Origin of the sequence: Curtobacterium sp. 260, from assembly GCF_030803485.1 — a bacterium.
Classification (GTDB): domain Bacteria; phylum Actinomycetota; class Actinomycetes; order Actinomycetales; family Microbacteriaceae; genus Curtobacterium.
Genome location: NZ_JAURUY010000002.1, coordinates 44,156 through 64,357, shown reverse-complemented (window position 1 = coordinate 64,357; position 20,202 = coordinate 44,156). Strand labels below are relative to the sequence as shown.

The following is a 20,202-nucleotide window of genomic DNA, read 5'->3' as shown; positions in this document are numbered from 1 at the left end:
CTCCTGGTTGTGCGCGAGCACGTCGCGCCGGCCGGCGCGACGCTGGCGCCGTCGCCGCGCGACCCGCCGCTCAGCGCTCAGCGCCGCAGCGTCTGCTTCGGGTACTCGCCGAAGCGCTCGGCGTAGGACGCCGAGAACCGCCCGAGGTGCGCGAAGCCCCACCGGCGCGCGATGTCCCCGACGGCACCGGCCTGCGGTCCTGCCTCGAGGAGCTCCTCGTGCACGCGGTCGAGCCGCACGTGGCGCAGGTAGGTCAGCGGGGAGACGTCGAAGACCCGCCGGAAGGACTCCTGGACGGACCGCACGCTCAGCCCCGCGGCCTCGGACAGGTCGACGATCGACACCGGTTCGGCGGCGTGCGCGTGGATGTACTCCACGGCGGCCCGGAGCCGGGCGTTCCGCGGCTGCTCCAGCACATCGGGCAGGTCGTCGCTCTGCGGCGGGAACATGTCGAGGAAGACCTCGGCAGCGGTGACCTTCGCGTCCTGCCACGCGTCCGAGTCCGGTCCGCCGACGCGCAGCGCCCGGGACAACGCCGTCAGGGCACCCTGCCAGCGGTGCTCGATCGACTCGTCGGCACCACGTCGCGCGTCGAACCGCATCGGCCGGTCGGCGACGTCCGCCCGCGCCGTGGCGACACGTCGGACGAACTCGCGGTCGAAGTGCACCAGTCGCTGGTCGTAGTCGGCGGTGACGAAGCCGAACTCCTCGTCGGCGGGGAACATCACCGGGGTGTCGTGCAGCATGGGCCAGCGCTCACTGCGCATCTCGAGCTCACCCGTGCCGGCGCTGATCCACGTGACGACGTAGTCGACCGAGCCGACGGGCATCCAGCCCCGGATCTCGCCGTGCATCTGGGAGCGCCGGATGGTGACCTCGCTGTCCCCGATCGCGGTGTAGCGGTAGTCGAACCGCCCGTGGGACGGCACGGCGCTCCACCGCTCCCCCGCGTAGATGCCGCCGAGGTCGCGGACGGCGGTGTCCGGGCGCGTCCCGGACACCTCGAACCGCACCGGTGCGATGGTCTCCTCGGCGCCGAACGCCTCGATCAACGGGTCAGCCACGGCAGGTCCGTCGGCGTGGATCTGTCCAGATGGCGCATGCTTCCTCGTTATCCGGATACGGTTCTGGGGTGGGTGCCGCGTAGTGTCGCGCACGACCGATGCGCACGGAGGGGGCGATCACGTGAGTGAGATCGACCTGACGGCGGCGATCACCCGGCTCGAGGCCGCGATGGGTGCCCTCCGCGGCCGACTGCGCGAACGCCTCTCCGTCTCCGGCTCGGACCTCACGGTCCTGCAGTTCGTCGCCCGCGCCGCTGCGGCCGACCGGACGGTCCGGGTGAAGGACCTCGTGTCGCACCTCGGCCTGACGGGCCCGGCGGTCACCGGGACGGTCGACCGGCTCGAACGCGCCGGGCACCTGTGCCGCGTGCCGAACCCGGAGGACGGCCGCAGCCGGTTCATCGAGCTGACGCCGGAGACACAGCGCGCCTACGCCGCGGCGATGGACAGCACGAACGAGCACCTGCACGAGCTCCTGTCCTCCTTCTCCGAGCGCGAGACCTCGCGGTACGTCCGCGTGATCGATCGTGTGATCGAGGCGCTCGAGTACGGCGCTCCGACCCCCTGACGGCAGGCTACGGGCGGCCGAGGACCCTGCTCGAACGTTTGTCCAACAAGCGCAGTTAGGTAACTTCCCGACCTATCTTGCCGGACGCGGAGCCGCCGTGCCCGTACCGTCGCCACTGGGTACCCCCACACGGGGGTGGATCAGGGAAACGGGGAGGAACCATGGGTTCGTACCAGTCCGAGCCGGGCATCGACCCGGTGCGCATCGAGACGTTCCGCCGGATGCGCAAGCGGTGGAAGTACGGCGAGCTGCAGGACGTGAACGGCCTGTACGCAGACTTCTTCACCGACACCGCCCGCGACCGACGTCGCTGACGGCACGGCACCGTCCGGGCCGCGACGAGCGCGCACCGGCCGGGTGACGGACGGGAGGCCCGTGGCGGGATCGCCACGGGCCTCCCGTCCGTCACGGGACCGACGAACGGTCTGCGGTCACCGATGCTGCGGACGTCACCCCTTGACCGCTCCGCTGGTGAGCCCGGAGACGATCGAGCGGCGGAACACCAGCACGAGGATGACGATCGGGATCGTCGCGGCGACGCTCGCCGCGAAGATCTGCGCGAACGGCACGGTGAACTGGGTCCCGAACAGGGCGATGCCGACCGGGATGGTCCGGAACGAGTTCTCGCTGTTGAAGGTGAGCGCCATGAGGAACTCGCTCCACGACGCCGTGAACGTGAAGACGCCGACGGTGAACAGTCCGGGCTTCGCCATCGGCAGGATCACCGACAGTACGGTGCGCCAGGCGCCGGCGCCGTCGATCTCGGAGGCCTCCTCGATGGTGGAGGGGATCCCCTGCAGGTAGTTGCGCATGATCCAGATGGCGAACGGCAGGTTGAAGGCGACGTACGGCACGATCAGGCCCGGGTACGAGTTGAGCAGCCCGAGGTTCCGCTCGAGCAGGTACAGCGGCGTCAGGACCGCGATCGCCGGGAAGACCGACAGCATGAGCAGCGAGGTCATGATCGCCGTCCGGCCCTTGATCCACCGCCCGGCGAGGGCGTAGCCGGCGAGGAACGACAGTGCCAGCACGACCACGGTGGTGGCCACCGACACCACGATGCTGTTGACCATGTACTGGCCGAGGGCGTTGTCGCGGAAGGCCACGACGAAGTTGTCGAACGTGAGCGACCGCGGCACGACGGTCGGCGGCGACTGCGCGATCTCCGACGACGGCTTGAGCGACGTGGAGACGAGCCAGTAGAGCGGCAGCGCGGTGAGCACGGCGATGACGACACCGCTGACGTTGACGGTGTTGACCCACTTCCGCCAGCCCTTGCGGACACGTTGACGGGGCATCAGGCATCCCCTCCCTTCGCCTGGTTCCGGAACGCCCGCAGGAAGAGCAGGCACCCGACGGCCACGATGACCGCGGTGCTGGTCGCGATCGCTGCGCCCGGTCCGATGTTGATGTCCTGGAAGAGCACCTTGTAGCCCATGATCGCGAGCGACTGGGTGGTGGTGCCCGGTCCGCCGTTCGTCAGCACGAACGGCAGGTCGAAGACGCCGAACGCCTGCAGCACGCGGAACAGGACCGCGATCGTCAGGGTCGGAGCCAGCTGCGGGACGACGACGCGCCAGAACGTCTGCCACCCGTTCGCCCCGTCGAGCTCGGCGGCCTCGTAGAGGTCCTCCGAGATCTGGACGAGGCCCGCGAGCAGGATGATCGCCACGAACGGCGTGGTCTTCCAGATGTCCGCGACCATCAGACCCGTGATCGCGGGGACCGGTTCGCCGAGGATCACCGGGGCGTCGCCGAACAGCCCGAAGAACCACGTCGCGACGCCGTACGTCGAGTCGTAGATGTACTTCCACAGCTGTGCGTTGACGATCGTCACGAGCGACCACGGCACGAGGAGCAGCGCGAGCATCCAGCCGCGGGTGGCCCCGAGCCGTTCGAGCACCAGGGCGACGAGCATGCCGAGGACGAGCTCCACGGACACCGTGACGACCGTGTACAGCACCGTGAAGCCGAGCGCCCGGTACCAGTCGGCGCTCTGCAGCAGGGCCGCGTAGTTGCCGAGGCCGAAGCCTTGGATCGTGAAGCCGTCGTAGCCGATCTCGACGTCCGCGAAGCTCAGGACGATCGAGTACACCACCGGGAAGATCGTGACCGCGGCGACGACCAGGAGCGCCGGGGCGGCGAAGCCCCACGCACCCCGGGCACGGACGCGCTCCATCCGCGACCGAGCGCTCGTCGGGCGGTACCCGTCGGGCCTCCTCCCCGGAGTCCGTCCCCCGCCCGCACCGGCTGCGCCGGCCGGCGTCCGCGTCGCGGTGCCGGCGCTCACAGCGCGTCCCCGGTCAGGGCGAGCGAGATCGCGGAGGCCATCGCGCGGGTGCCGCCGTCGACGGAGGCCTGCCCGCCGAGGATGCTGTTGCCGTTCTGGTACACGCCCTGCGAGACCTTCGGGTAGTACGCCGTCGAGGTCGGACGGGGAACGAGCGTGATGCCCGCCGCGGTGTCGTACGTCGGGCGGTTCTGCCGCTTCGCGTCGTCGCTGACCAGGCTCGCGCTGCGGGCCGGCAGGACACCGCCCTCGCGGGTGAGGAACTGCTGCGCCGTCTCGCTCGACATCCAGGCCGCGAAGGTGAGCGCCGCCGCGGGCTGCTGGGTGTGCGGGTTGATGTAGTTCCCCCACCCACCGATCGTCGAGTGGTGCTCGTCCGTGCCGTCGAAGGTCGGGCGCGCGGCGAGACCGACCTTGCCCGCGACCGCGGAGTCCGGCCCGTTGGCGATGCCCCACGCGTACGACCAGTTGCGCAGGAACGCGGCGCGACCGCCTGCGAAGGCGTCGTTCGTGTCCTGCTCCTGGTACGTCAGGGTCGCGCGCGGTGCGGCGCCGTCGGTGATGAGCGACCGCATGAACTCGAAGGCGCGCTTCGTCTCCGAGCTCGTGGTCGCGGGCTTCGTCAGGTCGTCGTTGAGCAGCGAGCCGCCCGCGTCGGCGACGAACTCGGTGACGTTGCACGTGAGGCCCTCGTACACGTCGCCCTGGAACGCCAGCCCGTAGTCGACGTCGCCCGTGTCGACGAGCTTCGCGGCGGTCTCCTTGACCTCCTCCCACGAGCGCGGGACCTGGAACCCGTGCTTGTCGAGCAGGTCCTGCCGGTACAGGAAGAACGACTCGTCGATGTAGAGCGGGAACATGTAGTAGGTCCCGTCGACGCTGGCGGCCAGCCGGAGTCCCTCGGGGAACTGCTCGAAGAAGTCCTCGCCGACGAGCTGGTTCACCGGGGTCGCGAGCTTGTTCTTCGCGAACTGCCCGGGCCACGCGACGTCGCCCAGGTACACGTCCGGTGTCGGGCTCCCAGCGGCGATCTGCGTCGTCAGGCTGGTGCGGTTCGTGTCGGTGTCGCTCGGGGCGCTGACGATCCGCACGCGGATGTTCGGGTGCTCCTTCTGGAACTCCGCGATCAACCGGCGACGGAGGTCACCGCCGTCCTTCGAGGCCACCTGCCCCGCCCACCAGCTGATCGTGACGTCGCCCTCGGGCGGGTCGGTGGGCCACTGCTCGACGGTGGTGCGCTCCGGCCGGGTGGAGCAGCCGGCGAGCAGCAGCACCCCCGTGCCCCCCAGCAGGAAGAGCCTGCGGTCGATTGCCATCCGTCCTCCTCGACGAAGGGTGCGCGAGCACCCGGCGATCACGTGGCACCACAGAACCAAGCGCGCCTGAGCGACCGCACAGGGAGCCTGAGTAGGCGACGGACGGGAGGCTCGGTGCGGGCCCGCCACGAGCCTCCCGTCCGAGGCGTGGCCGCGCGGGTCAGCGGGTGGGTGCGGGGGCCGTCGACTCGGCGGGGCGGAGCACGCAGGGCAGCAGGAAGTGCGGCAGCTCGACGGACGTACCGTCGAGGCGGTCGATCAGCGCGTCGGCCGCGCGCACGCCGAGCTCGCGGCCGGGCGCGATCATCGTCGACAGGCGGGGGTGGTGCTGGTCCCCCGCCGCGGCCGACGACGCGATGCTGAGCACCGAGACGTCGTCCGGCACCCGTCGACCCGCGGCGTAGAGCCCGACCAGCAGACCGGCGGACGAGTCGTCCTTCATCACGAGCACCGCGGTGACGTCCGGGTCCGCCTCCAGCAGGCGTCGGGCGGCGTCGCGACCGCCCTCGCTGCCGGGCCCCGCGGTGATGATCGTCCCCGCACCGCCGCGCTCGGCGACCGAGCGGCGGAAGGTGTCCTCGACCCGCAGGTGCGGTGCGTACCCGGCCATCGGTGTGCCCTCGAGGCTCTCGAGCACGAGCCCGAAGCGCCGGTGGCCGAGACCCTGCAGGTGGTCGAGACCGTCCTCGATGGTGGTCTCGAAGTCGATGTCCACGTACGGCAGCTCCGCGGCGTCGCGCGTCCGGCCGATCAGGGTGAAGGGCACCCCGAGCTCGGACAGCTTGACCACGCGCGGGTCGTCCATCCGCACCTCCATGAGGACGACGCCGTCGACGAGACCGCCGGAGACGAGGTCGTCGAGGTCCTCGCCCGCAGGGTCGACGGGCCAGAGCACCAGGTGGTACCCGCGTTCGGACGCCCGCTCGGCGGCGTTCATGAAGAACTCGGACGTGGTCGGGCTGAAGCGGTTGCCCGTCGTCGGGAAGAGCAGGGCGATGATCCGCGTCCGCCGACTGGCAAGCGCGCGCGCAACGACGTTGCCGCGGAACTTCAGCTCGCGCATCGCCGCGGTGACCTTCGCCGTCGTCGCCGGCGTGACGTACTTCGTGCCGTTCACCACGAACGACACCGTCGCGATGGAGACGCCGGCGCGGTCGGCGACCTGCTGCATCGTGGCCATCGGCCCCTCCTGATCGATCGGCACCGTCGGGTTCCGTGCACGTCCGGCGGCAGGCCGGCGACGGTGCCGTCCTGCTCCGCGTGCACTGCGGTGGTCACGAGCATAGACCCGCACCGGAACCAGAAAAGCGCTTTACAGGTGAAGCGCTTCTCTGTTAGCTTCTCGCCCCAGGACCACCGCGACGACGACGTCAGTGGAGTCGACGCACCGTGTCCTTCCCCGCATCCGCGAAGAGAAGAGCAGTGCAATGAAGCCTGGTTTCCGCTCCACGTCCCGCCGGGGCCGCGCCCTCGTCGGCGCCGCCGCGATCGTCGCGACGGTCCCCCTCGTCCTGGCCGGGTGCTCCGGCTCCGGCAACGCGTCGTCGTCCGGCGGCGGCGGCAAGACCCTCACGATCGAGGACTACTACGACGCCAACTACGACCCCGTGTACCAGCAGTGCGCGAAGGACGTCGGCGTCGAGGTGAAGATCAACCACGTCGCCGGCGCCGGCCTCATCTCGAAGGTCCTGCAGCAGGCGTCGTCGCGCACCCTGCCCGACGTGCTCATGCTCGACAACCCCGACGTGCAGCAGATCGCCTCGTCCGGTGCACTGTCCGACCTCGCCGACTACGGCCTCGACGCGGACGACGACGTCCCCGGCGTGAAGGGCGCGAACACGTTCGAGGGCAAGCTCTACGGGCTGCAGCCGAACACGAACTCCATCGCGCTGTACTACAACAAGAAGCTGCTCGACGAGGCAGGCGTCCAGCCGCCCAAGACGTGGGACGAACTGCAGGAAGCCGCGAAGAAGCTCACGAACGGGTCGACGTACGGCTTCGCGATGAGCAACATCAACACCTACGAGGGCACCTGGCAGTTCCTGCCGTTCTTCTGGTCGAACGGCGGCGACGAGAAGGACATCGCGACGCCCGAGGCCGCGCAGGCGCTGCAGCTCGTGCAGGACCTGCAGGACGACGGCTCGATGTCGAAGAGCTCGATCAACTGGGCGCAGGCCGACGTCAACAACCAGTTCATCGCCGGCAAGGCCGCGATGATGATCAACGGTCCGTGGCAGCTGCCGGCGCTCAAGAAGGCGAAGGACCTGGAGTTCGACAGCGTCCCGATCCCGACGCGCACCGGGTCCGAGACCGTCGCCCCGCTCGGCGGCGAGGCCTTCACCGTCCCGCAGACCGGGAACAAGGACACGATGCAGCTCGCCGGCAAGTTCGTCGGGTGCCTGAACAGCGACAAGATGCAGGCCGTCCTGGCCGGGGTCAGCGGCAACGTGCCCACCAACATCGAGGTCGGCAAGAAGTGGGCCGAGGACCACGCCGACGTGGCCTCGTTCGTCACCACCGTGCAGACCGCCCGGGCCCGGACGGCCGAGCTCGGACCGGACTGGCCCAAGGCCGCCACGAGGATCTACACCGCCGTGCAGCTCGCACTGACCGGCAAGGCCGACCCCGAGCAGGCGCTCGAGCAGGCGCAGTCGCAGAACCAGTAGCGGAGCCGGGGAGCCGGTCGCGAGACCGGCTCCCCGTTCCCTGACGGAAGGACCTGACATGAGCGCCTCCACGCAGATCCGGCCCCGGGCGACGACGCCCGCGGCCCCCGCCCGCCCCGGACAGCGCCGCGCGCGCCTCCGGTCGTCCATCACCCGCTGGCTGTTCGTCGTGCCGGCCGCGGTGTTCGTGGCCCTGTTCTTCGGCTACCCCGTGGTCAAGAACATCCTGATGTCGTTCCAGGACTACACGACGAAGACCTTCTTCACCGGCGAGGCCCCCTGGGTCGGCCTCGGCAACTACATCGCGGTCTTCTCGAGCAGCGTCTTCACGACCAGCGTCGTCAACACCGCCCTGTTCACCGCGGGCTCGATCGTCCTGCAGTTCGTCCTCGGCCTCGGCCTCGCGCTGTTCTTCCGGCGGCACTTCCCGCTGTCGGGCTTCCTGCGCGGCCTGCTGCTCCTGCCGTGGCTGCTCCCCCTCATCGCCTCGAGCGCGGTGTGGAAGTGGCTGCTCGACCAGGACAGCGGTGCGCTGAACCAGCTGCTCGGCGTCGTCGGCATCGGCCCCGTGCCGTGGCTGGTCAGCCCGAGCCTGGCCCTCATCGCCGTCATCGGCGTGAACGTCTGGCTCGGCATCCCCTTCAACACGACGATCCTGTACAGCGGGCTGCAGTCCGTCCCGCCGGAGCTCTATGAAGCGGGCGCCCTCGACGGTGCCACCGGCGTCAAGGCGTTCTGGTACATCACCTGGCCGAGCATCCGGAGCGTCGTGAGCGTGGTGATCGTGCTCGGGGTCGTCTACACGCTGAAGGTCGTCGACATCATCCTCGGCCTGACCGGCGGCGGTCCCGCGAACTCGACGCAGACGCTCGCCACGAACGCCTACCACCAGTCGTTCATCAACTTCCAGTTCGGCATCGGAGCCGCGGTGAGCAACGTGCTCATCGTCGTCTCGTTCGTCTTCGCGATGGTCTACATCGCGATCTCCCGGAAGGCGGTCGACGAATGAGCGTCGGACTCGCGAACCAGACCATCACCGTCACCCGTGCGATCACGACGAAGCGGAGCGCACGAGCGCCCCGCCCGCGCCGCACCGCGAAGGGGTTGCCGTTCACCATCCTCGGGATCGTGTTCCTCGCGATCATGGTCTTCCCCGTGTACTGGATGGTGAACACGAGCCTCCAGGCCACCTCGGGAGCCGCCACCGCGACCTGGTTCCCGTGGAACCCGACGTTCGCCGGCTACCGGGCGGCCTTCGCCCAGCAGGGGCAGAACTTCGTGTCGAGCATGATCATCGGCCTCGGCACCGTCGTGCTCACGCTGGCGATCGCGACCCCGGCGGCGTACGGCCTCGCCCGGTTCCGGATGCGCGGCACGAAGGTGTTCCTGCTCGTGCTGCTCATCACGCAGATGATCCCCGGCATCGTGATCGCCAACGCGCTGTACACGCTCTTCAACAACGTCGGGCTGCTCAACAGCTACGTCGGGCTGATCCTGGCCGACAGCGCCGTGCAGGTGCCCTTCGCGATCCTGCTCATGCGGGCGTTCATGGAGTCGATCCCGCCGAGCCTGGTCGAGGCCGCGCTCGTCGACGGGGCGAACGACCTGCGTGCCTTCGTGTCGATCGTGCTGCCGATCAGCCGCAACGCCATCGTCACCGCGGCACTCTTCACGTTCCTCGGCGCGTGGGGCGACTTCCTCATCGCGCTCACGCTCACCTCGACCGACGCGGTCCGACCGATCACGCTCGGCATCTACAACTACATCGGCTCGAACGTCACCGACTGGGGACCCGTCATGGCGACGTCGGTCCTCGCGTCCCTGCCGGCGGCCGTGCTCCTCATCGTCGCCCAGCGCTACATCTCCGCCGGTGCACTCGGCGGGGCGGTCAAGTGACGACCGCCCCCGACGTGCTCCACGCCACCCCTCCAGGAAGGCCCACACCATGACCACCACCCCGCTGCGCATCACCGTCTGGGGCGAGAACGTCCACGAGCAGGTCGAGCAGCACGTCGCCGAGCGGTACCCGGACGGCATGCACGGCGCGATCGCCGACGGCATCCGCGAGAACCTGCCGGACGCCGTCGTCCGCACCGCCACCATGCAGGAGCCCGAGCACGGGCTGACCGATGCCGTGCTCGCCGAGACCGACGTCCTGACCTGGTGGGGGCACGCCGCCCACGCCGACGTCGACGACGCCGTGGTCGACCGCGTCCACAAGCACGTGCTGTCCGGCATGGGGCTCGTGGTCCTGCACTCCGGCCACTGGTCGAAGATCTTCGGCAAGCTCATGGGCACCACCTGCACCCTGCGCTGGCGGAGCGAGCACGACCAGGAGCTCGTCTGGACCGTGAACCCGCAGCACCCGATCACCCGCGGTGTCCCGAACCCGATCGTCATCCCCGAGCAGGAGATGTACGGCGAGTACTTCGACGTGCCCACGCCCGACGAGCTGGTCTTCATCTCCGGGTTCACCGGCGGCGAGGTCTTCCGGAGCGGCATGACCTACCGCCGCGGCCTGGGGAGGATCTTCTACTTCTCCCCCGGTGACCAGGACTTCCCCGTGTACCACCACCCGGACGTCCGACGGGTGATCGCGAACGCGGCCGAGTGGGCGCGACCGGAGCGCGAGCGCGAGCTGCCGACCCTGCGCCGCTACGACCTCGGCGAGTACTTCGACGGGCAGCACTACCGCGGCCCGTTCGACGACGCACCCGAGGACGAGCTCGCCGAGCCGACCGAGCCGACCGAGCCCGCTGAGCCCGCCGAGGCCCGCGCATGACCGAGCACGCCCCGCTGCGGGTCGTGCAGGTCGGCGCCGGCGGCATGGGCCGCGCGTGGCTCGGGACGGTCGCCGCCGACCCGGACGTCCAGCTCGTCGGAGTCGTCGACCTCGACCTCGACGCCGCCCGCGCCGGGGCCGAGCTCGCCGGGTCCCCGACGATCCCGGTCGGTCGTGACCTGCCCGCGCTCCTGGCGGAGACCGGTGCCGAGGCCGTCCTCGACATCACGGTGCCCGTCGCCCACCACCCGGTGACGATGGACGCCCTGCACGCGGGACTCCCCGTCCTCGGCGAGAAGCCCGCGGCGCAGACCGTCGCCGAGGCGCTCTCCCTCGCGGCCGCCGCCGAGGCCACCGGGCAGCTGTTCATGGTGTCGCAGTCGCGCCGCTACAACGACCAGCTCGTGGCCTTCCGGCAGCACGTCCGCGCGCTCGGCGGGGTCGGCAGCCTGAACACCCGGTTCGCGAAGGCCCCGCACTTCGGCGGCTTCCGCGAGGAGATGGACGACGTCCTGCTCCTCGACATGGCGATCCACGCCTTCGACTCCGCCCGCTACGTGCTCGAGCGCGACCCGGTGTCGGTGTACTGCGAGTCGTGGAACCCGTCGTGGTCCTGGTACCGCGGTGACGCGGACGCCGCCGCGGTGTTCACCTTCGAGGACGACGTCCGGTACGTCTACGACGGCTCGTGGTGCGCGCCCGGCGACGAGACGTCGTGGAACGGTGACTGGCGCGCGTCGGGAGCGTCGGGGTCGGCGTCGTGGGACGGCGACCACGACCCGTCGAGCGTGATCGACGACGCACCCGGCACGCCGGCGGGTGCGCCGGGGGTCGGCACGGAGATCGCCGGGGCGCTCGCGTCCTTCGTGCGGGCCGTCCGGACCGGGGTCACCCCCGACGGCGAGGTGCACGGCAACGTCATGAGCCTGGTGATGGTGGACGCGGCGATCGCCTCCGCCCGCTCGGGACAGCGCGTCGTGGTCGACGACGTGCTCGAACAGGCGCACGCGACGGCGCTCGAGGTCGAGCGGGACGACGCCGTCCGGGAGCGGCTCGCCGCGTGGGGGTCGGTGCGGCAGGCGCTCGCCTCCGCGCCGGACCGGACGCCCGCGGGCTGACGCAGGCACGCACGGACGGGAGGACGGTGCCGGCCGGCACCGCGCCTCCCGTCCGTCGCTGTTCGCGCCACCCTGCCGGACGGATCCGCGCGTCGTGGGCGGATCCGCGCGTACCAGGTCGTTCCTCCTGACCAGGTACGCGCGGTTCCGCTTCCCACTCCAGGCGTGATGGGGAGGAACGGGCACACGACACACGGTCGGCTCGTCCGGCATCCGCGACCAGGACGCGAGTGCAGCTCAGGGCGATTACGGTTGCTCCGTGCGTGGACACCGGGCGTCGACCAGCGGGCAGCCGACCCCGGTCGTGCTCGTCACCGCCGACCCGCGTCGTCGTGCGGCACGGACCCCCTGGCGGCGGGTCCTCGTCGGGGTCGTCGTCGCCGCGCTGCTCGGCGGCGCCGTCGTCGCGACCGCGGGCACCCTCGTGTCGCAGCGCGTCGCCGAGTCCTTCGCCGTGCGGGACGCCACCGCCGACACGGCTGCGCTCGCCCGGGTGGTGGTGGAGCCCGCCCTCGTGGACGACGTCACCAGCGGCGGCCCGGACGCCCGAGCCGTCGCCCGCGCACGACTCGACGACGCCCTGGCCGGCGAGTCCCGCGCCGGCTCGACGGTGCGTCTGAAGCTCTGGGGTGCGGACGGCACCGTGCTCTGGTCCGACGAACCCCGGCTGGTCGGCGAGCGCTTCCCGCTCTCCGACGAGGACCTCGCGGCGCTCCGGACCGACCGGTCCGACGCCGAGGTGTCCGACCTGGACGAGCCCGAGAACCGGTACGAACGCGGGCACGGACCGCTGCTCGAGGCGTACCAGGCGGTGCACACGCCCTCGGGCGAGGCCCTGCTGTTCGAGGCGTACCGGCCGTACGACCAGGTCATCGCCCGCGCCGCCGACCTGCGTGCCGCGTTCGCCGCGCTGGCGTTCGGCACCGTCGGGGTCGTGCTCGTGCTGCTCGTGCCGCTGCTGCTCTGGCTGCTCGTGCGGATCCGCACGGGCCAGCGGCTCCGCGAGCGGTTGCTCGGGCGCGCGCTCGACGCCGAGGCGGCCGAGCGCCGACGCCTCGCGGGCGAACTGCACGACGGTCCCGTGCAGGACGTCGCCGGGCTCGCACTCTCCCTCGGTGCGGTGCCCGAGACACGTGCCGCCGCCGAGACGCTCCGGCAGGCGGTGTCCGCCCTCCGGACCTCGATGGCGACGATCCGCCCGGCCGCTCCCGGTCGCGACGGCCTGGGTGCCGCGCTCGACGACGCGTGCGCCCGTGCCCGGGCCGCGGGGGTGCTGACGGACGTCGACGTGCCGGAGCCGCTCGAGGCCTCCACGGCCGCGCGGACCGCGGTCGTGCGCTTCGTGCGTGAGGCGGTCTGGAACGCCGTGAAGCACGCCGACGCAACCCGCATCCGGGTGTCGGTGCGGGCCGACCGCGCGGACCTGGTGGTGCGCGTGTCCGACGACGGGGTGGGGTTCGACCCGCGGCTCCTCGACGGGCCGGCTCCCGCCGGGCACCTCGGCACGACGCTCCTGCGCGAGGTCGCCGAGGACACCGGCGGCGCGCTGCTGCTGCGGACCGCAGCGGGGGCGGGGACCGCCTGGGAGCTGACGCTGCCCGCCAGGACGGAGTCGCTGCGGTGAGGGTCCTGCTCGTCGACGACCACGCCCTGGTCCGACAGGGCCTCCGCGCCGTGCTCGCGACCACGACCGACTGCGACGTGGTCGGCGAGGCAGGCACGGGTGAGGAGGCCACCGAGCGTGCCGCGTCCCTGCACCCGGACGTCGTCGTGATGGACCTCTCCATGCCGGGCGCGGGCGGGGTCGAGGCGACGCGGGTGATCCGCACCACGATGCCGACGGTCCGGGTGCTCGTCCTCACCACCTTCTCCGACGACGACCGCGTGCGCGCCGCCCTGGCCGCCGGGGCGACCGGGTACCTGCTCAAGGACGCGGCCCCGGAGGAGGTCGTCGCCGCGGTCCGCTCGACGGCGCGCGACGAGGCACCCGTCGACCCACGCGTCGCCCGTGCCCTGCTGCCGGGTGCACCGGCTCCGGGGCGGGACCGCGGACCGGCCCTGCCGCCCCGCGAGCGCGACGTGCTCGACCGCATCGCACGCGGCCTGTCGAACCGCCAGATCGCGACCGAGCTCGGGATCGCCGAACGGACCGTGAAGGTGCACGTCGGATCGCTGTTCCGCCGCATCGGCGTCGCCGACCGGACGAGTGCGGCGCTCTGGGCCCGCGACCACGGCTGGTGACGGCCCGGCCGTGCACACGCCGGCGGAGCGGGTACTAGTACCAAGGTCCGATGGTGCCGCCTCCGCGTCCCGGCGACGATCGTCACGAGGGACGCGACCACCGCCGGCGCGTCGGACCAGCCCAGGAGGCACCCCATGACCACCCAGCGCACGCGACGCCGCACCACCGGCATCGCCACCGCGATCGCGCTCGGCGCCGTCGCCGCGGCGGCCCTCGTCGGGGTGTCCCCCGCGAACGCGTCCGGCAAGACGTCGACCGGCGGGGACTACGCCGTCACCGTCAACGGCGCCACGACGAACCCCGCGGTCGGCAAGGACTTCAAGCTCAAGGACGTCGCCGTCACCGGCACCATCGCGGTCCGCGGCAAGCACAACGGCTTCGACATCCGCATCGCCGACCTCGGCGTGTACGACTACACGCTGACCGGGGCACCGGACACCCAGCGGATGGTGACGAAGCCGACCGTGGTGTTCGCCTCGAAGGTCCCGTCGCTCACCGCCGCGCAGCTCGCCGGCACGAAGCTCTCCTCGCTCGAGGTCCGCGACGACACGCTCGTGGCGATCTTCGGCACCGGCGCGGGCAAGTTCAAGATCCAGGCGAAGGACGGCGCCCAGGGCGGGATCTTCCAGATGGAGACCGAGTTCGCCCAGCCCGTGACGTTCACGCACACGCTCGGGGCCGGGCTCTTCTACTTCACCAACCCCTACACGGGGAAGATCAACTTCGGCGACGGCGTCGCGGCGGTGTCCTCGGGCAGCGACGCGCACCAGATGCTGCTCGGCAAGGACAGCCCGCAGGTCGCGACGAAGACCTCGCAGACCGCGACCACCACGACCTGGACGGTCCAGCCCGGCGGACGCATGGGTGGTGTGCTCGGCGAGGACGCGGTCGAGCTGTCGCAGGGCGCGACGAACTGCACGAGCGACTGCCAGGCGCAGAACCAGGTCCGCGGCTCCCTGCCGGTCCCCCCGGACCCGGTGGACCCGCAGCCGCTGCGCGTCGCCACGCGCTGACGGGACCACGCGACGGACTGGAGGCGCGGTGCCAGCTGGCACCGCGCCTCCCGTCCGTCGTTCCGTCCCGCCCGCCCGGCCCGGCCCAGCCCGGCCCGAGACTCGGGCTCAGCGACGGTCCTCGTGCCGCCGACCGCGAGGACCGTCGGTCAGGACGAGACTCGGAGCCCGCTGCGACGGACCACGCCGCCCACGCGGGTCAGCGCGGGATGACCGAGAACATGAAGCGCTTCCGGATCATGTACCAGACCAGCAGGATCAGGGCCGTGTGGGCCGCGAAGCCGATCCAGCCGTTGAACCAGTCCACGCCCGGGATCGACGCGATGGCCAGCGCGAAGAAGACCTGCCAGACGAACACGTAGAGACTCGCCTGCCCGATCGGGATCCACAGCCACCCGATGACGGCGCTGATGGGCTTCCAGAACACGGTGAGGATCGCGTACGAGACGATCGAGAAGAAGGCGATGTCGACCAGACGCCCCCACTGCAGGTCCACCCGCTGGTACGCCGTGTTGTACAGGTCGTTGTACATCGACGCGGGGAACGGTGCCGGGGTGAACCCGAACTGGTCGCCCGCCCACACGTAGACGAGGAACGCGGCGTACCCGGTGATCCCGATGCCGATCAGGACCTTGCCGAGTCGGCCGGTCAGCGCCCCGATCACCTGGCGCCGGTAGTAGCCGAGCACCAGGCCGTGCGTGAAGACCACCTGCCAGGTGAGCAGCGGGAACACCGACTCGAACTGCGAGTTCAGCGGGCGGAACTCGGGGTTCAGCGCCTGGAACGCGTACAGCCCCCAGCTGACGAGGAGCAGCGCCCACCAGAAGCCGCGCCGGATCACCCACAGGAAGACGGGGATGAACAGGCTCAGCACCACGAACAGGCCCATGATGTTGAACGGCCACGGCCCCATCTCGAGCAGCAGGAACTGCCGGATCGCGAACCAGGGCGGCGGGTAGGCCAGCAGCTGCATCGCGTTCGGGTACAGGTCGTACACCCGGCCCTCGGCGCCGACGCCCCCGGTGCCGGTCCCCCGGTCGGTGAAGGTGGTGATCGCATCGGTGTTCAGGAACGGCACGAAGCTCAGCGCGAAGACGACCACGATCACCGCCAGGGTGACGACGTACTGCTTCCGCGCCCGCTTCCACGCCCCGACGGCCGCCACCCACTCGCCGAACTTCTTGATCGCGAACGGGTACGTCATGCCGAGCACCATGCCGGACAGGAACACGAACATCTCGGCGCCGGTGATCGCACCGGTGGCGTGCAGCGTGATGTACGAGTAGGGCCCGCCGATCTCGATGTGCGTGATCACCACCGCGAGGATGATGAACCCGCGGAAGAGGTCGAGGCGCAGGTCGCGCCCGGGCTTGCCGTCGTCGGGGTACCGCCAGCTCGGCAGCAGCCGTCCGACGAGCCCGCTCAGCAGGAACGCCGCTGCGAGGCCGAAGGCGCACCAGACGATCCACGCCATCTGGTCGCCGCCGGTCTCGTACTGCTGGCTGATCGCCGCGGCACCCTCCTGCGTCGTCACGCGCTCCGTCACCGGTCCGAGGACGAAGTCCCCGGCCTGTTCGAGGTCCGTCCGGAAGGACCCGGCGATCCCCGGGTCGGCCGTGTCCCGCCAGTCGGCGACGCGGTTGCCGGCCTCGGGCTCGCGCCGGTTCGTCTCGAGGAACGTCACGCCCCGGACCTCGGGGTGGTCCTGCACGGCGGCGATCACCTGCCGCCACCACGCCTGCTTGACCGGGAGCTCGGCCGCACCGCGCAACGAGTGGTCGTACAGCGCGCCGGTGTCGAGCAGCATCGGCCGGTCCTCGCCCTGTGCGAAGCGCTCGGTGAACGTGCCCTCGGACTGCGTCTGCTCGTAGCCCCAGGTCTCGTCGAAGCGTGCCGCGACCTCGCCGTCCTGCGGGACCTCGTTGCGGGTCAGCGGGACGTCGCGACCGGCGGCCTCGGTCGCCTTGCCCTTGCCGAAGAAGAACATCGACAGCCCGACCCAGTCGACGCTCTCGGCGCCGGGCCAGTACGGGCCGTAGGGGTCGTCGGCGGCGGTGAGTCGGCCGTCGCCGTCGGTGTCCAGCTCGGCGACGTCGCTGCCCGACAGGGTCTGCAGCCGCCCGGCGGACTCGCCGAACGGGTAGCCCGCGCCGTACGACGGCGACCACACCATGGCAGCGTCGGAGTCACCCGCGTGCACGGCCGCGGCCAGCGTCCGGAACGCCGGGACGAACGCGGTCGGCTGCTGTCCCCAGCGAACCCACGTGCCGTTCATCTGGGGAGCGAAGCGCACGAGCAACTGGGTGTCGTACTGCCGGTGGACCTCCTCGAACAGCCGGTTCGCCGCGGCGGCGTCGGCCTTCGTGAGGGACCGCAGCGACCGCGACGGCTCCAGGCTCACCGCGAGCACCGCGCCCTGGGTCGCCGCCGCGCGGGTCGCCCGCAGGAACTCGTCCCGTGCGCTGCGGTCGAAGGGGTACTCGATCTCGACCCCGTAGACCGACGGCGTCGCGCCGAGCCGACCCTCGTACCCGTCGGGGGCGTCGCTCCCCCAGTCGAGGTCCGGGCCGAACCACACGCGCCCGTCGGAGGGCGTCTCGCCGGCACGACCCGGAGCCGACACGGCCGACGCGGGGAGCGCCCCGCCGAGCAGCAGCGTCCCGACGACGACGAGGAACGCGACGGCCTTCGCCAGCGCGCCCCTCACCGGTTGCACGCCAGGGTCCAGATGTTGTGGCCGCCGGTGTGCTCGTGCTCGAGGCGGTCGAGCGCGGCGATCGCCAGCGCGAGGCCGCGACCGCTCTCCTCGTCGGGGTCGGCCATGGTCACGGCGGACAGGTCGACGTCGGCGGGGCGCCCGTTGTCGGTGAGCACCGCGACGAGCTCACGGTCCGTGGCGCAGAGCTCCACCGTGTACCCGCGGCCGGCCTCGGCATCGGTGCGTCGCGTGTGCTCGACGATGTTGGCGGCGATCTCGGCGAGGGCGGTCTCGAGCGAGAAGCGGAGACGGGCGTCGTCGACCCCCAGGGTGTCCCACCAGGCGCCGAAGCGGTCCTGCACGACGTCGAGCGACCCGGCGACGGCCGGGACGTCGAAGGTCAGGTCGTGGTCGGTCACAGTGGGCCTCCTGCCGTCGAGGACACGTGTTCGGACTGCGGCGTCCCCGCCTCCGGTCCGCGGTAGAGCACGGCGCGGACGACGATGCTGAAGATGAACAGGTCGAAGATCACCCACGCGGTGTTCACGAGCGGCGCGATGCCGTCCGCCTGGCCCGTGGCGTACCGGATCGCGATCATCACGAGGGCGGCGACGAGTGCACCCATCGCGTACAGCTGGGGCTTCACGAGGTCCCACCGCGGTCGCTGGTCGGACTCGTCCTTGACCTTCGGCGTGACCCGGAACCCCAGTGGCTTGCCGCGGAACACGTTCTCGAACGCGCTCGTCACCGACTCGATCCAGACGGGGAACAGCGCGAGCGAGTACTGCTGCCCGCGCCACGTGGGTCTGCCGGCGGCCACCACCCAGAACAGCAGCTGGTTGAGCACGAGGAACGGGATGAGCCGCACGAAGAAGTCGACGCTGTAGGCCTGCACGGGCACGACACCGAACGACAGGCAGAGCACCGGGGCCGCGATGTACACGATCGCCGCGAAGCCCGACAGGTAGCTCCACATGGTCGAGAAGTACATGAGGCGCTGCCCCCACGACAGGCCCTTCTGCACGAGGGGGTTCTCGCGGAAGAAGACCTGCATGGTGCCCTGCGCCCAGCGGAGTCGCTGCACGAGCATGGTCGGCAGGTCCTCCGGCGCGAGGCCCTTCGCCAGGATCTCGTCGTGGTACGCGGACCTCCATCCCAGGCCGTGGAGGCGCATCGCGGTCGCCATGTCCTCGGTCACGGAGATCGTGGCGAGCGGCATGATCGGCTGGGCCTCGTCGTCGCGGTTCACGTCGAGCGCCCGGGCGAGCACCGCGATGGACTCGATCGCGGCCACCGGCGAGGCATCCCGTCGTCCGAGCACGTCGAGGGCAGCGTCGTCGAGACCGGCGAAGGTGTCCGCCTCGGTCGACATCGCGGCGAGCTCCTGCAGGTCACGGCGGACCGACTCGAGGTCGGCGGCGGCGAACCGGTACGCGATCGCGTCGATGCCGCGCTGGAAGTCGTAGGTGACGTCGCCGAGCGGTTCGCCGCGGTCGATCTGGTCACGGGCACGGTCGACGACCTGCTCCGCACCGTCGAGCGCGTCGAGCACCCGCGGGTCGGTCTCGGTCTCGCGGGCTCGTGCGAGCAGCTTCCGCGACGTCTTGATGGTCCGCTCGACGGACTCCTCGACCTCGCGCACGTAGCGGGTCACGCCGAGCTGCATGAGTGCCTCGCGCCGCAGGATCGCGTTCGACCCGCAGAAGAACGCCGCGTTCCAGCCGTCCTTCGACTGCTGGATGGGCCCGTAGAACAGCGGCGCCTGGCTGCCGAGCAGGTCGGCCTCGGGCACGTTCTCGAACCACTGCGGCGTCTGGACCAGCGCCATCCGCTCGTCCTTGAAGTAGCCGAGCGTCCGGTCGAGGATCGACGGCTCCGGGACCTGGTCGGCGTCGAGGATGAGCAGGAACTCGCCCTGCGTCGCGAGCAGCGCGTTGTTGAGGTTGCCGGCCTTCGCGTGCCGCGGCCGGTCGACCCAGTCGGCACCGCGCGTGATCACGCCGATGCCGAGGGACTCGGCGGCGGCGCGCATCTCCGGGCGGTTGCCGTCGTCGAGGATCCACGTGGCGTGCGGGTGCGTGATCGCCTTCGCCGCACGGGCGGTGCGGACGACCAGCTCGACCGGCTCGTTGTACGTCGTGATGAAGACGTCGACGGTGACGTCCCCGGCGGGCTTCGTCGGCGGTTCCCCGCGCTCGCGGAGTCGCCAGGCGCCGAAGGCGAACAGCAGCGAGTCGATCACGCTGTAGGTCTCCGCGAGGATCAGCGGCACCGCGATCCACCACGAGTGCCAGTTCACCGAGCCGACCCAGCGCCAGACGATGTAGTTGACGCCGGCGATCGACGCGAGGAGCGCGACGGTGCGCACGGTCGCGAGCCGTTTGGTCGGGGTGCCGGTGGTGAGTCGGCGACGGTCCTGACGGCTGACGTCGAGCGCGGTCATCG

At 71.0% G+C, this 20,202-nt stretch carries 18 protein-coding genes; 10 read left to right on the top strand and 8 right to left on the bottom strand.

What is annotated here, in order from left to right; genetic code table 11:
• Nucleotides 1–77: 77 nt before the first annotated feature.
• Nucleotides 78–1,064 (bottom strand): AraC family transcriptional regulator, encoded by a 987-nt coding sequence (locus tag J2X59_RS02745; protein WP_326495623.1) that lies wholly within the window; start codon nucleotides 1,062–1,064, stop codon nucleotides 78–80.
• A 121-nt stretch (nucleotides 1,065–1,185) separates the two neighbouring features.
• On the opposite strand from J2X59_RS02745, the gene J2X59_RS02740 reads away from it, so the two are divergent.
• Nucleotides 1,186–1,632, top strand: coding sequence for a MarR family winged helix-turn-helix transcriptional regulator (locus tag J2X59_RS02740; RefSeq protein ID WP_326495622.1), 447 nt, complete (start codon nucleotides 1,186–1,188; stop codon nucleotides 1,630–1,632).
• A 161-nt stretch (nucleotides 1,633–1,793) separates the two neighbouring features.
• A complete protein-coding gene (locus tag J2X59_RS02735) occupies nucleotides 1,794–1,946 on the top strand; it encodes a hypothetical protein (RefSeq protein ID WP_175415895.1) in 153 nt (50 codons plus the stop codon).
• Between the two features lie 135 nt (nucleotides 1,947–2,081).
• On the opposite strand, the gene J2X59_RS02730 is transcribed toward J2X59_RS02735, so the two are convergent.
• The 4 genes from J2X59_RS02730 to J2X59_RS02715 form a co-directional block, all read right to left on the bottom strand.
• The gene (locus J2X59_RS02730) at nucleotides 2,082–2,930 is read right to left on the bottom strand and encodes a carbohydrate ABC transporter permease (protein ID WP_126892586.1); all 849 of its coding nucleotides are present in this window, start codon (nucleotides 2,928–2,930) and stop codon (nucleotides 2,082–2,084) included.
• Nucleotides 2,930–3,811, bottom strand: coding sequence for a carbohydrate ABC transporter permease (locus tag J2X59_RS02725; RefSeq protein ID WP_326495621.1), 882 nt, complete (start codon nucleotides 3,809–3,811; stop codon nucleotides 2,930–2,932). The genes J2X59_RS02730 and J2X59_RS02725 overlap by 1 nt, the downstream gene beginning before the upstream one ends.
• Nucleotides 3,812–3,918: 107 nt before the next feature.
• Nucleotides 3,919–5,238 carry an ABC transporter substrate-binding protein gene (locus J2X59_RS02720; RefSeq protein ID WP_066652411.1) on the bottom strand — a complete coding sequence of 440 codons (1,320 nt, stop codon included), beginning with the start codon at nucleotides 5,236–5,238 and terminating at the stop codon, nucleotides 3,919–3,921.
• Between the two features lie 160 nt (nucleotides 5,239–5,398).
• A complete protein-coding gene (locus tag J2X59_RS02715) occupies nucleotides 5,399–6,418 on the bottom strand; it encodes a LacI family DNA-binding transcriptional regulator (RefSeq protein WP_326495620.1) in 1,020 nt (339 codons plus the stop codon).
• A gap of 247 nt (nucleotides 6,419–6,665) precedes the next feature.
• Between J2X59_RS02715 and J2X59_RS02710 the strand changes: the two genes are divergently transcribed.
• The 8 genes from J2X59_RS02710 to J2X59_RS02675 all read left to right on the top strand — a co-directional run bounded on the left by J2X59_RS02710 (nucleotide 6,666) and on the right by J2X59_RS02675 (nucleotide 15,059).
• The gene (locus J2X59_RS02710) at nucleotides 6,666–7,904 is read left to right on the top strand and encodes a sugar ABC transporter substrate-binding protein (protein WP_326495619.1); all 1,239 of its coding nucleotides are present in this window, start codon (nucleotides 6,666–6,668) and stop codon (nucleotides 7,902–7,904) included.
• 58 nt (nucleotides 7,905–7,962) lie between these two features.
• Nucleotides 7,963–8,913, top strand: coding sequence for a carbohydrate ABC transporter permease (locus tag J2X59_RS02705; RefSeq protein WP_326495618.1), 951 nt, complete (start codon nucleotides 7,963–7,965; stop codon nucleotides 8,911–8,913).
• Nucleotides 8,910–9,800 carry a carbohydrate ABC transporter permease gene (locus tag J2X59_RS02700; RefSeq protein ID WP_326495617.1) on the top strand — a complete coding sequence of 297 codons (891 nt, stop codon included), beginning with the start codon at nucleotides 8,910–8,912 and terminating at the stop codon, nucleotides 9,798–9,800. Before J2X59_RS02705 ends, J2X59_RS02700 begins: the two co-directional genes overlap by 4 nt.
• Nucleotides 9,801–9,849: 49 nt before the next feature.
• Nucleotides 9,850–10,686, top strand: coding sequence for a ThuA domain-containing protein (locus tag J2X59_RS02695; RefSeq protein ID WP_326495616.1), 837 nt, complete (start codon nucleotides 9,850–9,852; stop codon nucleotides 10,684–10,686).
• The gene (locus J2X59_RS02690; protein ID WP_326495615.1) at nucleotides 10,683–11,804 is read left to right on the top strand and encodes a Gfo/Idh/MocA family protein; all 1,122 of its coding nucleotides are present in this window, start codon (nucleotides 10,683–10,685) and stop codon (nucleotides 11,802–11,804) included. The genes J2X59_RS02695 and J2X59_RS02690 overlap by 4 nt, the downstream gene beginning before the upstream one ends.
• 259 nt (nucleotides 11,805–12,063) lie before the next feature.
• Entirely contained in the window at nucleotides 12,064–13,428 is a 1,365-nt protein-coding gene (locus J2X59_RS02685; RefSeq protein ID WP_326495614.1) for a sensor histidine kinase, read from the top strand.
• The gene (locus tag J2X59_RS02680; RefSeq protein ID WP_066652392.1) at nucleotides 13,425–14,045 is read left to right on the top strand and encodes a response regulator; all 621 of its coding nucleotides are present in this window, start codon (nucleotides 13,425–13,427) and stop codon (nucleotides 14,043–14,045) included. The genes J2X59_RS02685 and J2X59_RS02680 overlap by 4 nt, the downstream gene beginning before the upstream one ends.
• Before the next feature lie 135 nt (nucleotides 14,046–14,180).
• Nucleotides 14,181–15,059: a hypothetical protein gene (locus tag J2X59_RS02675; protein ID WP_251160551.1), complete on the top strand. Its 879-nt coding sequence runs from the start codon at nucleotides 14,181–14,183 to the stop codon at nucleotides 15,057–15,059.
• Between the two features lie 199 nt (nucleotides 15,060–15,258).
• Here J2X59_RS02675 and opgC read toward each other — a convergent pair whose 3' ends face one another.
• From opgC to J2X59_RS02660, 3 genes are read right to left on the bottom strand one after another with little or no spacing between them, the layout of a single operon-like run.
• Nucleotides 15,259–17,775 carry an OpgC domain-containing protein gene (opgC, locus tag J2X59_RS02670; RefSeq protein WP_209683864.1) on the bottom strand — a complete coding sequence of 839 codons (2,517 nt, stop codon included), beginning with the start codon at nucleotides 17,773–17,775 and terminating at the stop codon, nucleotides 15,259–15,261.
• Complete coding sequence (locus J2X59_RS02665) at nucleotides 17,763–18,176, bottom strand: ATP-binding protein (protein ID WP_326495613.1); 414 nt, start codon at nucleotides 18,174–18,176, stop codon at nucleotides 17,763–17,765. Before J2X59_RS02665 ends, opgC begins: the two co-directional genes overlap by 13 nt.
• Nucleotides 18,173–20,200 (bottom strand): glycosyltransferase, encoded by a 2,028-nt coding sequence (locus J2X59_RS02660; protein ID WP_326495612.1) that lies wholly within the window; start codon nucleotides 20,198–20,200, stop codon nucleotides 18,173–18,175. The genes J2X59_RS02665 and J2X59_RS02660 overlap by 4 nt, the downstream gene beginning before the upstream one ends.
• Between the last annotated feature and the right edge of the window lie 2 nt (nucleotides 20,201–20,202).

Bases quoted from the DNA above. Each gene is read 5' to 3' on its own strand.
- J2X59_RS02730 (WP_126892586.1), bottom strand. From the start codon at position 2,930: ATGCCCCGTCAACGTGTCCGCAAGGGCTGGCGGAAGTGGGTCAACACC.
- J2X59_RS02715 (WP_326495620.1), bottom strand. From the start codon at position 6,418: ATGGCCACGATGCAGCAGGTCGCCGACCGCGCCGGCGTCTCCATCGCG.
- J2X59_RS02660 (WP_326495612.1), bottom strand. From the start codon at position 20,200: ATGACCGCGCTCGACGTCAGCCGTCAGGACCGTCGCCGACTCACCACC.
- J2X59_RS02700 (WP_326495617.1), top strand. From the start codon at position 8,910: ATGAGCGTCGGACTCGCGAACCAGACCATCACCGTCACCCGTGCGATC.
- J2X59_RS02720 (WP_066652411.1), bottom strand. From the start codon at position 5,238: ATGGCAATCGACCGCAGGCTCTTCCTGCTGGGGGGCACGGGGGTGCTG.
- J2X59_RS02690 (WP_326495615.1), top strand. From the start codon at position 10,683: ATGACCGAGCACGCCCCGCTGCGGGTCGTGCAGGTCGGCGCCGGCGGC.
- J2X59_RS02735 (WP_175415895.1), top strand. From the start codon at position 1,794: ATGGGTTCGTACCAGTCCGAGCCGGGCATCGACCCGGTGCGCATCGAG.
- J2X59_RS02710 (WP_326495619.1), top strand. From the start codon at position 6,666: ATGAAGCCTGGTTTCCGCTCCACGTCCCGCCGGGGCCGCGCCCTCGTC.
- J2X59_RS02705 (WP_326495618.1), top strand. From the start codon at position 7,963: ATGAGCGCCTCCACGCAGATCCGGCCCCGGGCGACGACGCCCGCGGCC.
- J2X59_RS02675 (WP_251160551.1), top strand. From the start codon at position 14,181: ATGACCACCCAGCGCACGCGACGCCGCACCACCGGCATCGCCACCGCG.
- J2X59_RS02725 (WP_326495621.1), bottom strand. From the start codon at position 3,811: ATGGAGCGCGTCCGTGCCCGGGGTGCGTGGGGCTTCGCCGCCCCGGCG.
- J2X59_RS02695 (WP_326495616.1), top strand. From the start codon at position 9,850: ATGACCACCACCCCGCTGCGCATCACCGTCTGGGGCGAGAACGTCCAC.